The 15,358-nt window shown below is 62.6% G+C and carries 15 protein-coding genes; 9 read left to right on the top strand and 6 right to left on the bottom strand.

Annotation, left to right across the window (positions count from 1 at the left end; genetic code table 11):
- Positions 1–204 precede the first annotated feature (204 nt).
- The gene (locus tag AC070A_RS24140; RefSeq protein ID WP_113736581.1) at positions 205–1,749 is read right to left on the bottom strand and encodes an ABC transporter substrate-binding protein; all 1,545 of its coding nucleotides are present in this window, start codon (positions 1,747–1,749) and stop codon (positions 205–207) included.
- 467 nt (positions 1,750–2,216) lie between these two features.
- Between AC070A_RS24140 and AC070A_RS24145 the strand changes: the two genes are divergently transcribed.
- From AC070A_RS24145 to AC070A_RS24175, 7 genes are all read left to right on the top strand, one after another.
- Entirely contained in the window at positions 2,217–3,296 is a 1,080-nt protein-coding gene (locus AC070A_RS24145) for a LacI family DNA-binding transcriptional regulator (RefSeq protein WP_057251522.1), read from the top strand.
- On the top strand, positions 3,293–4,312 hold the full coding sequence (locus AC070A_RS24150; RefSeq protein WP_057251523.1) for an ABC transporter substrate-binding protein: 1,020 nt from the start codon (positions 3,293–3,295) through the stop codon (positions 4,310–4,312). Before AC070A_RS24145 ends, AC070A_RS24150 begins: the two co-directional genes overlap by 4 nt.
- A 100-nt stretch (positions 4,313–4,412) precedes the next feature.
- Positions 4,413–5,240 carry an ABC transporter permease gene (locus AC070A_RS24155; protein WP_057251524.1) on the top strand — a complete coding sequence of 276 codons (828 nt, stop codon included), beginning with the start codon at positions 4,413–4,415 and terminating at the stop codon, positions 5,238–5,240.
- Positions 5,237–6,016, top strand: coding sequence for an ABC transporter permease (locus tag AC070A_RS24160; protein WP_057251525.1), 780 nt, complete (start codon positions 5,237–5,239; stop codon positions 6,014–6,016). Before AC070A_RS24155 ends, AC070A_RS24160 begins: the two co-directional genes overlap by 4 nt.
- Positions 6,009–7,037: an ABC transporter ATP-binding protein gene (locus AC070A_RS24165; protein WP_057251526.1), complete on the top strand. Its 1,029-nt coding sequence runs from the start codon at positions 6,009–6,011 to the stop codon at positions 7,035–7,037. Before AC070A_RS24160 ends, AC070A_RS24165 begins: the two co-directional genes overlap by 8 nt.
- A 6-nt stretch (positions 7,038–7,043) precedes the next feature.
- The gene (locus tag AC070A_RS24170) at positions 7,044–7,964 is read left to right on the top strand and encodes a nucleoside hydrolase (RefSeq protein ID WP_113736582.1); all 921 of its coding nucleotides are present in this window, start codon (positions 7,044–7,046) and stop codon (positions 7,962–7,964) included.
- The gene (locus AC070A_RS24175) at positions 7,961–9,742 is read left to right on the top strand and encodes an adenine deaminase (RefSeq protein WP_112994680.1); all 1,782 of its coding nucleotides are present in this window, start codon (positions 7,961–7,963) and stop codon (positions 9,740–9,742) included. Before AC070A_RS24170 ends, AC070A_RS24175 begins: the two co-directional genes overlap by 4 nt.
- A gap of 156 nt (positions 9,743–9,898) precedes the next feature.
- Here the strand turns inward: AC070A_RS24175 and AC070A_RS24180 are convergent, their stop codons facing one another.
- On the bottom strand, positions 9,899–11,074 hold the full coding sequence (locus tag AC070A_RS24180) for a M20 aminoacylase family protein (protein ID WP_057251529.1): 1,176 nt from the start codon (positions 11,072–11,074) through the stop codon (positions 9,899–9,901).
- A 101-nt stretch (positions 11,075–11,175) separates the two neighbouring features.
- On the opposite strand from AC070A_RS24180, the gene AC070A_RS24185 reads away from it, so the two are divergent.
- Both AC070A_RS24185 and AC070A_RS24190 read left to right on the top strand, forming a co-directional pair.
- Positions 11,176–11,946 carry a phosphoribosyltransferase gene (locus AC070A_RS24185; RefSeq protein ID WP_425988219.1) on the top strand — a complete coding sequence of 257 codons (771 nt, stop codon included), beginning with the start codon at positions 11,176–11,178 and terminating at the stop codon, positions 11,944–11,946.
- A 145-nt stretch (positions 11,947–12,091) separates the two neighbouring features.
- A complete protein-coding gene (locus AC070A_RS24190; protein ID WP_057251530.1) occupies positions 12,092–12,493 on the top strand; it encodes a VOC family protein in 402 nt (133 codons plus the stop codon).
- Between the two features lie 119 nt (positions 12,494–12,612).
- Here AC070A_RS24190 and AC070A_RS24195 read toward each other — a convergent pair whose 3' ends face one another.
- From AC070A_RS24195 to AC070A_RS24210, 4 genes are all read right to left on the bottom strand, one after another.
- Positions 12,613–13,068, bottom strand: coding sequence for a DUF411 domain-containing protein (locus AC070A_RS24195; protein ID WP_057251540.1), 456 nt, complete (start codon positions 13,066–13,068; stop codon positions 12,613–12,615).
- 90 nt (positions 13,069–13,158) lie between these two features.
- Positions 13,159–13,452, bottom strand: coding sequence for a copper-binding protein (locus tag AC070A_RS24200; RefSeq protein ID WP_057251531.1), 294 nt, complete (start codon positions 13,450–13,452; stop codon positions 13,159–13,161).
- A gap of 27 nt (positions 13,453–13,479) precedes the next feature.
- The gene (locus tag AC070A_RS24205; protein WP_425987133.1) at positions 13,480–13,965 is read right to left on the bottom strand and encodes a cupredoxin domain-containing protein; all 486 of its coding nucleotides are present in this window, start codon (positions 13,963–13,965) and stop codon (positions 13,480–13,482) included.
- Positions 13,966–14,015: 50 nt separating this feature from the next.
- Positions 14,016–15,353, bottom strand: a complete 1,338-nt coding sequence (locus AC070A_RS24210) for a multicopper oxidase family protein (RefSeq protein WP_057251532.1) — start codon at positions 15,351–15,353, stop codon at positions 14,016–14,018.
- Positions 15,354–15,358 lie beyond the last annotated feature (5 nt).

Here is a 15,358-nt window from a genome sequence, read left to right on the forward strand (position 1 = left end):
TCTTCTCACGGGGTCCCGCGATCAGAGAAGTTGGCTTTTGCATCAAAACGGAGAGGGAGGCTAGAGCGGCGGCTCTATTTTAGTGTGGCCTGTATCGGACTGGACGAAACGGCTCGGGCGAGGCCAAGCAAGCTTGCGGAACGCAAAGCCCCCGGATTGGATCCGGGGGCTCTTCATTGCCGCCAAAAGCGGAAGTCGTTTCGCTTACTGCTCGCTCTTCTTGATGCCGTAGGCAAAGAACTGCGAGTTCAGACCATTCACCGGGTAGCCTGACACAGCCGAGCTCGAAACAACGATCTGCGGATAAAGATAGAGCCAGTTGCTGGCGGCATCCTCGGCGATGATCGTGTTGGCTTCCTTGAGCTTGGCGGTCTGCTCGTCGGTGTTGGCGGCGGCTTCCGAGGCCTTGATCAGGTCGACAACCTTGGGGTTGTTGTAACCCCAGTAGAAGTCCGGGTTGCCGTAGAAGACGATGTCGCGGTGGTTGACGTGCTCCTGCAGCGTCGCCTGGAAATCATGTGCCTTGTAGACCTTCGTGTACCATTCGTTGGCGGTGATCACGTTGATCTCGACCTTGATGTTCACCTTGGCGAGTTCGCTCTGGATGAACTGGGCGACGATCGGGTGCGGGTCGTAGTTCGGCGTGTCGAGCTTGAAGGTGAAGCCATCGGCAAAGCCTGCTTCCTTCAGGAGCGCCTTGGCGCTTTCGACGTCATAGGTGTCGACGGCGGTGAGGTCCACGTACCAGGGATCGGTCGGCGGCACGAAGGAGCCGATCAGCGTGCCGTACTCGCCCCAGATCGAGGTCAGCAACTTCTTGTCGTCGATGGCGCGGGCGATCGCCTTCCTGACCTTGACGTTGTCAAAGGGGGCGACGCGGTCGTTGAAGGCAAGCAGTTGCTTGGTGGTCGACTGGCCGGCGGTTACGGTGAAGTCAGGATTGTCCTTGAACTGGGCGATCGAGTCCGGGCTCTGGACACTGGTGATGATGTCGACCGCGCCGGTCAGAAGCGCATTGTTGAGTGCGGTTGCGTCGGTGAAGTACTGGAAGACGACTTCGCCATTGGTCGGTGCTGTGCCCCAATATTTGTCGTTGCGGGTCAATGCCAGCGACGAGCCGCGGCGCCATTCGTCGAGGCGATAGGGGCCGGTGCCGTCTTCGCTGGCGTTCAGGTCCTTTGCCGCATCGTTGACGATCCAGACGTAGCTCAGATTGTAGGGGAGCGAGATCGAGCGTGCGGACAGCTTGACGACGACGGTTTGGTCATCGGGCGTCTCAATCGCGCTGATCGTCGAAAGGCTCTTCTTGCGCGAACTCTTGGAATGCTCGGCGGTCACGCGCTCGATGCTGTACTTCACGTCGGCTGCGGTGAGCGGGTCGCCGGAATGGAAGGCAACGCCAGGGCGAAGCTTGAACGTGTAGGTAAGGCCGTCTTCGCTGACGCTCTGCGCGGCGACCAGACCCGGCTGGACGTCGCCCGCATCGGTCAGCGTGAACAGCGCTTCATAGACATTGCCGTTGAAGGCTTCGTTGATGCCCTGGCCGGCGCCGGCGGTGTTGTCGAGGTTCTGCGGCTCGTAGAGCGACCCGATGGTGATCGAGGCGTTGGGGTCAAACTTGGCGTCCTCGGCGAAGACGGCTGTGCTCGTCGACAGAGCGAGCGCCAGTGTGGCGGCAGCCAGAGTTGCCCCTCGTGCGCGGCGGGCTTGTCCCGCGGTCTTGCCAAAACCGATGATAGTGCCAGTCATGTCCCAAACTCCTGCATTGTGCCTGTCACGCGGATCGCGTCGCCACCCGAATGTACGCACCGGATGATTGCGATGCATCATACTTATTCCCTAGTAATTTAGTGGGAAAATTGGTTTCTTTTGTCCGTCGAAGTTGAAAATTGTACCCGCGGCCGTGGCGGATGGGCATACGCGTATTTCGCCTTCCGTCGTCCGGCGCACTATCGAGATATATCAGGGAGCCTTCACGGACCAGTTTGGTTCCGGCGAATTGGGCCGCCACCCAACTCTGATTTTGAACGGTCTTCTCCATAAGCTTTATGCAGGATTGCCGGCTTGGAATAAGGGGGGCGTCGATTGTTATTCATGACGATTTTCCCTCGAAAATTGCAAAATGCAACACGTCGACAAAAGGATTCGACACCCAGGAGATTCTGATATATCGCATGATTAATCGTTTAATCATGCGATAGCGGAAACCACGGATTTTGGCGCGTTCCGGACCAAAACTAACGAGGATTGCCAGAGCGCTCGGCGTGTCCGCAGCCACGGTTTCGAACGCGCTCTCCGGCAAGGGCCGCGTGTCTGCCGAAATGGTGGAGAAGATCCGCGCGACCGCGGCCGAGCTCGGTTACGTACCGAGCCAGGCGGGCAGGGCGCTCAGGACCGGTCGCACCGGCGTCATCGGTCTCGTTCTTCCCGATATCGCCAATCCGCTCTTCCCCCAGATCGCCCAGGCGATCGAGCTTGCCGCCTCGTCGTCGGGCTACGGCGTGCTGATTGCGGACTCGCGCGGCGACGTCTCGACCCAGACCAAGGCGATCGAGCGGCTGATCGACCGCGACGTCGACGGCCTGGTGATCGTGCCGCGGCGCGGTACCCGCGTCGCCGATGTCGGCTGTCCGGTTGCCGTCATCGATACGCCCTCGACGCCCGGCAACACGGTTGCCGCCGACCACTGGGGTGGCGGCCAGCAGATCGCCGAGCACCTGAAGGCGCTCGGGCACCGGCGCGTGCTGATCATCGGCAACAATCCCGCCTCGAACGTGCAGAACGACCGCGCCGGCGGCATCCGCTCCGTCTTCGGCCAAGGGCTTCATACCGACACGCTCTGGATCGAGCCCTTGGAGAAAGTGTCCGGAAAGGGCTGTCCGCTCGGGCTCGCCGGGAAGGTGGCGGAAGGCTACACCGCGTTTGCCTGCATCTCCGATCTCCATGCGCTCCGGGCACTGACCGAATTGCAGCGCGCCGGCATCAATGTGCCGGAAAAGGCGAGCGTGACCGGTTTTGACGATCTGATCTGGTCGCCGGTTATCACTCCAGCGCTCACGACTGCGCGCATGGACATGACCGAGATTGCCGCGATTGCCGTTGCCGCGCTCGTCAAGGCGATCCGCGAGCGCGATCCGTTCGATCCCGAGATCGGCGCACCGGTCACGGCCGAGAAGTCGAAAGTGCCGATGCATCTGGTCGTCAGGCAATCGGCCGCCGCACCGCCCGCGCTTCAACCCGTTCATACCACTGCCACCGCAGCCACATCCGTCACCGAAGGAGGACACCAGTCATGAAGAAGTTCCTGCTTGCCTCGAGCGCGCTCTTGCTCGTCGCCCCTGCCGCGTCTGCTCAGGAAAAGACGCTCACAATTTCCGTCTACGGCTTTGCCCAGGACGCATTCAAGGAGCTGGTCTACACGCCGTTTGAGCAGAAGTGCGGTTGCAAGCTGGTGGTCGAAACCGGCAACAGCGTCGAGCGCCTGGCAAAGATGGAAGCCAACAAGGCAAGCCCGGTTGTCGACATGGCCGTCGTTTCGATGGCCGACGCGCTCTCGGCTTCGCGCGCTGACCTGATCGAAAAGATCGACACCTCGAAGCTCCAGAACTTCAACAAGCTCTATGACCTTGCCAAGGATCCGAACGGCGACGGCATGAGCGTCGGCTACACCTTCTACGCAACCTCGATCGTCTATCGCTCGGACAAGATGGAAGTGAATTCCTGGGCCGATCTGCTCGACGAGAAGAACGCCAGCCACGTCGCCTTCCCGAACGTCACGACCAACCAAGGCCCGCCGGCGCTCTACATGGTTGGCGAGGCCATCGGCAAGAATACGCCGGACCTCAAGGAAGCGATTGCCGCCGTCGGTGCCAAGAAGGACGACATCGTCACCTTCTACGTCAAGTCTTCGCAGCTCGTGCAGTTGATGCAGCAGGAAGAGATCTGGGCCGCACCGATCGGCCGCTTCTCTTGGGAAGGCTTCACCAAGCTCGGCCTGCCAATCAAGTGGGCAACGCCGAAGGAAGGCCAGACCGGCGGCATGAATGTGATGGTGCTGACCAAGGGCGGCAAGAACCAGGACTTGGCGCTTCAGTTCATGGATTTCTGGCTCTCGACCGAAATCCAGACGGCGCTCGCCGAAAAGCTGGTCGACAGCCCGGCCAACAAGGACGTCAAGGTTTCGCCGGAGATCGCCGAGAACCTGACCTACGGCGAAGAGACGGTGAAGAACCTGAAGCTGATCCCCTCGGCTGTTGCCCTCGACAACCGCGAAGCGTGGCTGTCGGAGTGGAACGCGCAGGTCGGCCAGTAAGCCAAACAACTGAACTCCATCGGCCGGACTTTTCGGCCGGTGGAGCCACGGCCACCGGGACGGGCAGGCCGCTCTACTTGATGCCTTGAAAGGAAGAAGGATGTTTCAGAACCGCGCCGAAGCCCTGGCGCTCGCTCTGCCCGCAGCGGTCTTTGCGGCGATCGTCTTTCTTGCGCCGGTGGTGATCCTGCTGGCGGAAGGCTTTCGCAACGCCGACAGCTGGTCGCTGTCGGCCTATACGACCTTTTTCTCGGATCCGCTGAACCGCACCGTCTTCCTGCGTACCTTCCGACTTGGTCTGATGGTCACCGCTGTTTCGGCGGTCATTGGCTATGCCGCGGCCTTTGCCATCGTCAATCTGACGCCGCGCAACAAGGGGCAGATGATCGGCCTCGTCGTGCTGCCGCTGATGATCTCGTCGGTTGCCCGCACCTATGCCTGGATCGTCATCCTCGGCCGCACCGGCATCGTTAACCAGGCGCTGCAACTGGTCGGCCTCTCGGATGAGCCGATCCGCTTTCTCTTTACCGAAACGGCCGTCTTCATCGGTCTCCTTCAGCTCTTCCTGCCGCTGATGATCCTGTCCTTGATCAGCGCGCTTGAGAACATGCCGAAGGATGCAATTCCTGCGGCGCGTGTTCTTGGCGCCAACTGGTTCCAGGTGTTCTTCAAGGTGATCCTGCCGCTCACCAAAGAGGGCCTTGTGATCGGCGGCACGCTGGTCTTCACCGGCTCGCTGACGGCCTACATCACGCCTGCGATCCTCGGCGGTTCCAAGGTGCTGATGCTCGAAACGCTGCTCTACCAGCGCGTCACCGTCGCCAACGATTTCGTCGCAGCCAGCGTCATCGCCTTCATTTTGATCGTCATGAGCTTTGCCGCCAATCTTCTTTTGAAACGGCTTGCCACCGCGAGGAACAAGCGATGACACCCCGCGTCTTTTCACCCCTTGTGCTCTTCCTGGTGATTGGCTTCCTGATAGGGCCGTTCTTCATCATCGTCGCCGCCTCGCTTTCAGGCGGCGAGACGCTGGCCTTCCCACCGCAGGGCTTCTCGCTCAAATGGGTCGCCAAGGTCTTCACTGTCGAGAGCTTCCGCGAGAGCTTCGCGATCTCGATGCTTTTGGCGATCGGCGGTACGGCTGCGGCGCTTGTGCTTGGCGTTCCCGCGTCCTATGCGCTTTCACGCTACAAGCTGCCGTTCGGCGAAACCATCCGCACGATCGTGTCGCTGCCGATCATTGTGCCGGGCATCATCGTCGGCCTGGCGCTGCTGCGCTACATCGTCGTGCCCTTCGGTTTCAACATCACGCTGACCCTGTTTCTCGCGCATACGGCGCTGGTTCTGCCCTATGCGGTGCGGGTGGTCTCGGCGAGCCTCAACAACCTGCGCTCCGACATCGAGGAGGCGGCCGTGCTGCTCGGCTCCTCGCGCGCCGGCGCCTTCTTCCGCGTGGTGATGCCGAACATCCGCAGCGGCATCTTGGCCGCCTTCATCCTCGGCTTCGTCACGAGCTTCAACCAGGTGCCGGTATCGCTCTTCCTTTCCGGCCCCGGCGTGCGCACGCTGCCGATCGACATGCTCTCCTACATGGAGATCACCTACGATCCGTCGGTCGCCGCCCTCTCGGCACTGCTCGCCTTCATGTCCATCGGCATCGTCTTCCTTGCCGAACGCTTCCTGGGATTCTCTCGCTATGTCTGACGCCGCCTTCCTCAGCCTTGAAAAACTGACGCTCGCCTATGGCGATACCGTTGCGGTGAAGGATCTCGACCTTTCGATCCGCAAGGGCGAACTCGTGGCGTTCCTCGGACCGTCCGGTTGCGGCAAGACGACGACGATGCGCTCGATCGCCGGCCTGCTGACGCCGGCCTCCGGTGCCATCAGGCTCGACGGTGCCGATATCACTCGGGTCTCCGCAAACAAGCGCTCCGTCGGTCTAGTCTTCCAGTCCTATGCACTGTTCCCGCACCTGACCGTGTTCGAAAACGTCGCCTTCGGCCTGCGGCTGAAGAAGCTGCCGGCGACAGAGATCGAGAGCAAGGTAACGGCCGGGCTGAAGTCGGTCGGGCTTTCGAAGTTCTCCGCCCGTAAGCCGGGCGAACTCTCGGGCGGCCAGCAGCAGCGCGTGGCGCTGGCGCGCTCGATGGTCATGGAGCCGAAGGTGCTGCTTCTCGACGAGCCGCTGTCGAACCTCGACGCCCGCCTGCGCCTCGAAATGCGAACGGAATTGCAGCGCGTCCAGAAGGAAACCGGCGTCACGATGATCTTCGTCACCCACGACCAGGGCGAAGCCCTGTCGCTGGCGGATCGGATCGTCGTCATGCTCAACGGCGCGATTGAGCAGATCGGCACGCCCGAGGATATCTACAACCGCCCGATCTCGCGCTTCGTCGCCGATTTCGTCGGCTTCGAGAACATCTTTGCCGTCGAGGGCGGCAAGCTTGCGGTCGGCAACGGCCCGATCGATCTTTCCGGATCCCTGCCGCCTGACACGGCAGGGCTTGCGTGGCGTCCGCGCATGGTGACCCTTGGTTCAGGTCCTTTCCAAGGCACCGTGCGCGGAGCCTCTTTCTCCGGCAGCACGCGCGAATACCTGCTCGATACGCCGCTCGGTGCCATCAAGGCCGAGGAAGATGCCGCATTGGCGGCGCGCGAAACCGGCTCTACGATTGCCTTCGATCTCCCGGTCGACAAGGCTGCGCGCCTCAAGAAGTTCGGTTGACGTCATATGGGTGTCTGGATCGATACGGACATGGGCTTCGACGACATCGCCGCGGTGCTTGTCGTCCTTCATGCCGCTGAAGAAATCGACGGCGTTTCGCTCGTCTTCGGCAACACGCCGATCGAACAGGTGAAGCGCAACGCCGCCAGTGCCGCGCTCGCCTTCGGCTGGAACTTCCCCATCCATGAGGGCCGCGCCTCGCCAGTGCTTGGCAGGCTTGAGACTGCCGAACGTATTCTCGGCGAGGCCGGCATGCCGACCGCCGGGCTGACGCTGCCGCGAGCCGATGCACTGCCGCAAACCGACGCTTTCGCTGCTCTCTCAGCCTGGTTGGAACAGGAAGGGCCAAAGCGCATTCTCGCTCTCGGGCCGCTCACCAACCTTGGCGCGCTCTGCCTTGCCCGCCCGGACCTTGCCGCGCGCATCACCGACCTTACCTGGATGGGCGGCGGCGTCACCAGCGGCAACCACACAGCCTCCGCCGAATTCAACGCCTTTGCCGATCCGGAGGCGCTTGCCATCGTGCTCGCGCACGGCCTGCCGCTGCGCATGGTCGATCTCGATCTCTGCCGCAAGGTCTTTGCCTATCCGGACGACGTTGCGCCGATCCGCTCGGCCGGCGGCGTCAATGCCGCGCTGATCGCCGATCTGCTTGCCGGATACATCTCGATCGGTACCAGCCGTGGACGCCCGGGCATGGCGATCTATGACCCCTCAGCCGCCGTCGCCTTCGTCAACCCCGGCGCAGTCTCCTTTAAGAGCGCACGTATCGATGTCGAGCTTGGCGGATCCCTGACGCGAGGGCGTACCGTCGTCGAAACCCGCGCGAGCCATGCGACCTTCAATGCCGAATACGCCGTTGACGCACACGTCGAGACGACGCGGGCCCAGATCCTGGGTGCGTTGATGAAAGAAGCGCAGAAATGAACTCCGTGCTGCAGCCTCAGGACCTGGCCGATGCGGCGCTCCGGACCCGCGCGGTGGCCGCAGCGCGCGGTGAGCAACCCTTCGACATCCTGATACAAGGCGGGACGCTGGTCGACGTGGTCACCGGCGAGCTTCGTCCGGCCGATATCGGTCTGGTCGGATCGTTGATCGCGAGCGTGCACGAGCCCGGCACGCGCAGCGACGCGGCTGATATCATCGATGCGGGCGGTGCCTTCGTTTCACCTGGCCTGATCGATACGCATATGCATGTCGAAAGTTCGATGGTGACACCGGCGACCTATGCCAACGCGGTGCTGCCGCGTGGTGTCACGACCGTTGTCTGGGACCCGCATGAGTTCGGCAACGTCAACGGTGTCGCTGGAGTGCGGTGGGCTGCGGATGCCATTCGCGATCTGCCGCTGCGCACCGTTCTGCTGGCGCCGTCCAGCGTACCGTCGGCGCCGGGTCTGGAACTGGCCGGCGCCGATTTCGACGCTGGCATCATCGCCGACATTTTGAGCTGGCCGGAAATCGGCGGCATTGCCGAGATGATGAACATGCGCGGCGTCATCGACGGCGAGGCGCGCATCAGCGCTATCGTCCAGGCCGGGCTCGCCGCCGGCAAGCCGGTCAACGGCCATGCGCGCAGCCTTGCCGGCACCGACCTTCAGGCGTTCGTCACCGCAGGCGTCAGCTCCGACCACGAGCTCGTGTCCGGCGACGATCTGATGGCGAAGCTGAGAGCAGGGTTGTCGATTGAACTGCGCGGCTCGCACGATCACCTGTTGCCTGAGTTCGTCAATACCCTCAATGCCCTAGGCCATCTTCCTCAGACGGTGACGCTCTGTACCGACGACGTCTTTCCGGACGATCTCGCCCGCGCTGGCGGCCTTGATGATGTCGTCCGCCGGTTGGTCCGCTACGGCCTGCCCGCCGAATGGGCGCTACGGGCGGCGACGCTCAACGGTGCCGTCCGGCTCGGCCGGCACGATCTGGGGCTCGTTGCGCCCGGACGCCGGGCGGATATCGTGGTCTTCGAGGACCTGAGCGAGTTCCGCACGCGCACGGTGATCGTCCACGGCAAGGTCATCGCGAAGAGCGGTGACATGATCGAGCCGCTGACTGACATCGATGTCGCGCCGTTATACGGCACGATGAAAATTGCACCGCTCGCAGAGGCCGATTTCCGCATCTGCGCTGCCGGAACGAAGGTGCGCGTCGCGACCATCGATCGCCCGCGTTTCACCCAATGGGCCGAAGCAGTTGCCGAGGTGGAAGGCGGCTTCGTCGTGCCGCCCGAGGGGACTACGGTGATCGCAGTCGCGCACCGCCACGGGCGCGCTGACAGCCGGCCACGCGTCGGCTTGCTTTCGGGTTGGGGCGCCTGGCGCGGGGCCTTCGCCACCACGGTCTCGCACGACAGCCACAACCTCACCGTCTTCGGTGGCAACGCTGCAGACATGGCTGTGGCGGCCAATGCGGTGATCGCCGCCGGCGGCGGCATGGCCGTCGCGTCCGGCGGCAAGGTTGACGTTCTCCTGCCGCTACCGATTTGCGGGTTGGTTTCGGAACAGCCGCTCGCGGAGATAGCTGCCGGCTTCGCAGAACTTCGCGATGCTGTTGGCCGCATTGTGGATTGGCAGCCACCCTATCTGGTCTTCAAGGCCTGTTTTGGCGCGACGCTCGCCTGCAACGCCGGACCGCACCAGACCGACCGCGGCATCGCCGATGTCGCAATCGGCAAACTGATGGAAAGCCCGATATTGGAAGTGCTTTGAGGTGTAACTCGCGCGGTCAGCTCGGTTTAAGCCGCCTGTGCGATCCGCTCTCAGCTCCAATGGGACAGATCACTTCTCCGTTCAGAGAACTGATACAAGCCCCTGAAATTGCGCATCTTCGGGTGATTTGCGGCCACGCGCCCGGGCTGGCGCGCGCTATTCGGCGCGCGGCAGCTCCTGCTCCACCAGCGTCGACCAGAAGGCAACGCCCGGGCCGATCGCGGCGTCGTTGAAATCATAGGCGGTGTTGTGATGCAGCGCGCCGTCGACGGCGGGGCCGTTGCCGAGCCACACATAGCAGCCCGGAGCTTCGAGCCCGAAAAAGGCGAAATCGTCGCCGGCGGTGGAGGGCGGAAATGCCGTGCGGGTCTTTTTGCCGAAGACGGCTTGGGCCGCCTTCAGCGCCCGGGCGGTCGCATCGCCATCGTTGACGACGGGTGGGATGCGGCGCTCGAATTCGTAGTCGACCGCAATCCCGTACATTTCCGCCGTGCCCCGGGCCAGTCGTCCGATCTCGGTTTCGAGCTGGTCGCGCACTTCGGGTGTATAGGCGCGGGCGGTGCCGCCGATTTCCACGATGTCGGGGATCACGTTCAGTGCTTTTGGGTCGCCGGCACGCACGGAGCAGGCGCTGACGACGGCCGGTTGCAAGGGATCGACGACGCGGCCGACGATCGACTGCAGCGAGGCAAGGAAGGTACCGGCCGCCGTTACGGGGTCGCGGCCGAGATGCGGCTTGGCACCGTGGGTTCCGACACCGCGGAAGGTCAGACGCCAGCTGTCCGAGGAGGCGAGCTGCGGCCCGGCGACGACGGCGATTTCGTCCGGATCGAGGCCGGGCATGTTGTGCAGACCGTAGACGGCGTCGCAGGGAAAACGCTGAAACAGCCCTTCCTCGACCATGCGCTTCGCGCCGCCGCGGCCTTCCTCGGCCGGTTGGAAAATGAAATGAACGGTGCCTGAGAAATTGCGGGTCTTTGCCAGATGGCGGGCGGCACCGAGCAGTAATGTGGTGTGGCCGTCATGGCCGCAGGCATGCATCTTGCCGGCTTCGCGGGACTTGTAGGGTCGGTCGGCGATTTCGGGCATGGCGAGTGCGTCCATGTCGGCGCGAAGACCGATCGAGCGCGTGCCGTTGCCCACTTGCAGGGTGCCGACGACGCCGGTTTTTCCCAAGCCTCGATGGACCTTTAGCCCGGCGGCCTCGAGCCATTTGGCAACGAGGTCGCTGGTGCGCTCCTCCTCGAACCCGAGTTCCGGATGGGCATGCAGATCGCGACGGAAGTCCGTGAGGAAGGCGAGGTCGTCAGCAATTCCGTCTGGCAGGCGCATGTTCAGGTATTCCCGTGGTTCATCTGGCGAAGGGCTTGTGAATTCCGCGCGCTTTGCTCGCTGCACGGTGCCCTTTCGGTTTGATCGAAGTCGCAAACGGTATAGACGAAAACCACCGGGATCAGAACAGCGAACCGGCTTTTTGGGTCGCCTTTCAATCCGGGCGAAATGCGCAGACGAGGACGGAACCGATGCAGCCTCACGACTTCTGGCAGGAGGTCTACCCGCCGAAAAGTTTCGGCATTCAGGCGGGTTATCGCGATTTCTTCCCGGCAACGCTCGGCGACGGCCGCCAGATATTGCTGCCGATCCGGCCGCTCTCGGATGGCAGGCACGCGCTCGCCTCGCTGATCGTCAACCAGGCGAGCTTTGCGGTGGAAGATGCGCTGGCCACCGAACTTGCGGCAAAGCTTGCCGCCTTCGAGCCCGATGTCGTGGCCGGTCTCCCGACATTGGGCCTGACGCTTACTTCTGCCGTTGCGCGCAAGCTCGGCCATAGCCGCTACGTGCCGCTCGGTACATCAAGAAAATTCTGGTATGTCGACGACCTGTCGGTGCCGCTCTCCTCGATCACGACGCCGGACCAGAAGAAGCGGCTCTACGTCGATCCGCGCATGCTTCCACTGCTCGAGGGGCGACGTGTCGCGCTGATCGACGACGTGATATCGAGCGGCACGTCGATCCTGGCCGGGCTGACCCTGATGGAGGCTTGCGGCATCGAGCCGGTCGCGATCGGCGCCGCCATGCTGCAGACCGAGCGCTGGCGACAGCCGCTCGCCAACCTCGCGCCTTATTGGCCGGAACGCGTCGTGGGGGTGTTCCAGACCCCGATGCTCGCGCGCAGCGACGATGGCACTTGGCAGGTGGTCTGACCGCGTAGAGATCGCAAACAGGCGCGCTACCATGAAACGGCCGAGCCCGAGAGGGCTTCGCGAACGGCATTCTCTTTGCCATCTTTCAACGTGAAAACTTTAGGCAAGCTTTGGTCCGAGCGGCAGTCTTCGCGAAAGGAAGTCCATGCGCTTCGTCAATCCGATCCCTTTCGTCCACGACATCGCCCGGTCGCGGGAATTCTACGAGAAGACGCTCGGCCTGACAGTTCGCGAGGACTTCGGAAACTTCGTCCTCTTCGAGAGCGGCTTTGCCGTCCACGAAGGCCGCTCGCTCGAGCGAACAGTCTGGCGGGAAGAACTCGCCTCGGCGGAACCCTATGGGCGAGGAAACCTGCTCCTGTATTTCGAACACGATGATGTCGACGCAGCTTTCGCACGCGTCGCGCCCCATGTGGAACTGATCCATCCGGTCGAACGGCAGGATTGGGGGCAGCGCGTGTTCCGTTTCTATGATCCGGATGGGCACGCCGTCGAGGTCGGGGAGCCGCAGGCGCTGGGATCCACGGTCGAACTGGAGAAGCGCTAGCTTCCTGCGAGGCTGAGCTTCATTGGGGGCCAGACGCTTCCGACGAAAGAGGAAGCGCCCAGGTTTCGTGCTTGCGAGGCGCTTCGGGGCCGAAGCGCTGCCGCTTTGCAGCCAATGCCCTAATTCGCCGGACGGACCTGATAGTAGACCGTCGACTGGGCGCCTGCCTTGGCGATCGTATAGACGTCGTAGGACGCCTGCGGGTCATTGCCCATGCCGAGCGAGCCTGCGGGCATGCCGGGCACGGCGATGCCGGCGATATCGGGCCGCTCAGAGAGAAGCTTGCGAACCGCTTCCAGCGGCACATGCCCCTCGATGACGTAGCTGTCGACTACTGCCGTATGGCAGCCTTCCACGTCGGCGGGCACCGCGAAGCGCGTCTTGATCGCCGACATATCGGCCTCGTCGTGCACCTCGACCTTGTAGCCGGCCGCCTCCATCGCCTCGGCCCATTGCTCGCAGCAGCCGCATTGCGGATCCTTGTAGATGGCCATGGTGCCGGCCGCAGCCGCGGCGGCTGTCGCAAAGAGGGTGATGCCTGCGATTGCGCCTGCTACGAAATGTCTACGTAACACGTCCATTGGACGCTCCTTTCCGGTTCTGCCTGACTATAGCATCGTGCCGGCCCGGGCGGCGTGATTTCGACCCGGGCCGTTTGTCGCAGCTTACTTGACTTCGGTCACGGTCAGCTTGCCGTTGACCCGGTCGGCGACGAATTCGATCGAGGCGCCTTCCTTGAGCTTGGCAAGCACCGCATCGTCGCCAACGCGGAACACCATGGTCATGGCCGGCATGTCGAGGTTCTTCAGGTCTTCATGATCGATCGTCACCTTCTTGGCCTTGGTATCGATTTTCTTGACGACGCCCTTGGTGAACTCCGCCGCGTGTGCGGGAAGGGCAAAGGCGGCGGCGGAGGCAGCGAGCGCAAGCGCTGCGAAGAATGTACCTACGGTCTTCATGGTCAGATCCTTTTCTATGATCGGGGATTACTTCTTCACGACGTCGAGCGGACCGTGCATGCCGGCGTCGTAGTGGCCGGGCACCAGGCAGGCGAACTCGAAGGTGCCGTCATTGGTGAAGGTCCAGTAGATGTCGCCGGATTTGCCGGGCTCGAGCCGGATGGCGTTCGGGTCGTCGTGCTCCATGTCGGGGAACTTCTCCATGGTGATCTTGTGTTCCTGGATCGTCGCCTTGTCGTCGAGAACGAATTCATGGGCCAATTCGCCGGCATTCTTGATCGCGAAATGAACGGTCTGGCCCTGACGCACCTTGATGGTCGCCGGGGTGAAGATCATCTTGCCGTCGTCGGTTTCCTTCATCGTGACGCGGATCGTCTGCGTCGCCTTCTTGCTATCACCGGGCTCGCCGACGGACACTTTGTCGTGGCCGCCCGCGTGGCTGCCCGATGCGAGCGCCTGGGCGGAGAAGGCAGAGGCGACAACGAGCGCCAGAGCGAATGCTGTTTTCTTCATCGTATGGTTCCTGGTGGAATTGAGAGAATTCATCGTGGTCAGCCGTTGCTTCATGGTTTCGGCGTGATCACGGTCTTGGCACCCTTTGCCCGCGTTGCTTCCGGCAGTTCGCCGGTCCACTCCCAGGCTTGTGTTCCCGGCGGGTTCTCGTACCAGCCGGGATCGCTGTAATCGCCGGCGGAGATGCCTTCGCGCACCTTCACCACCGAGAACATTCCGCCCATCTCCAACGCGCCGTGCGGACCCCAGCCGGTCATCATCGGGATCGTGTTGTCGGGGAGCGGCATTTCCATTTCGCCCATGTCGGCCATGCCGGCCGTTCCCATGGGCATGTAGTCGGGCTTGACCTTGCGGATCTTCGCCGCGACCGATGTCTTGTCGGCGCCGATGAAGGTCGGGATATCGTGGCCCATCGCATTCATCGTGTGGTGCGATTTGTGGCAATGGATCGCCCAGTCGCCCTCATACTTTGCGTCGAATTCGTAGGCGCGCATGGCGCCGACGGGGATGTCGATCGACACTTCCGGCCACCGCGCCTCCGGCCGCACCCAGCCGCCATCGGTGCAGGTTACCTCGAAATCGTAGCCGTGCATGTGGATCGGATGGTTGGTCATGGTGAGGTTTCCGACCCTCACCCGCACCCGGTCGTTCTTGGACACGACCAGCGGGTCGATATCGGGGAAGATCCGGCTGTTCCAGCACCACATGTTGAAGTCGGTCATCTCCATGATCTTCGGCACGTAGGTGCCGGGATCGATGTCGTAGGCGTTGAGCAGGAACACGAAGTCGCGGTCGACGCGCATGAAGTCCGGGTCCTTCGGATGCACCACGAAGAAGCCCATCATGCCCATGGCCATCTGCACCATCTCGTCGGCGTGGGGATGGTACATGAAGGTGCCCGACTTCACGAGGTCGAACTCGTAGACATAGGTCTTGCCCGAGGGGATGTGCGGCTGCGACAGTCCGCCCACGCCATCCATGCCCGAGGGCAGGATCATGCCGTGCCAGTGGATGGTGGTGTGTTCCGGCAGCTTGTTGGTGACGAAGATCCGAACGCGGTCGCCTTCGACCGCCTCGATCGTCGGACCCGGCGACTGGCCGTTGTAACCCCAGAGATAGGCGGTCATACCGTCGGCCATTTCGCGTTCGACCGGCTCGGCGACGAGGTGAAATTCCTTGACGCCGTTGTTCATGCGGTGTGGCAGTGTCCAGCCGTTGAGGGTGACGACCGGGTTGTAGTCAGGTCCGCTCGTCGGCACCAGCGGCTTCTGGGTCGCGGCATTGTCCATGCTTGCCGCTTCGGGCAGGCCGGAGTTGGAGGTTTGCGCCCATGCGGCGGTGGAAACGAGAGCCGCGCCTGCACCAAGGAAGTGTCTTCTGTTGAACATGATCC

It is taken from the genome of Ensifer sp. GW101-20A05 (assembly GCF_059424735.1).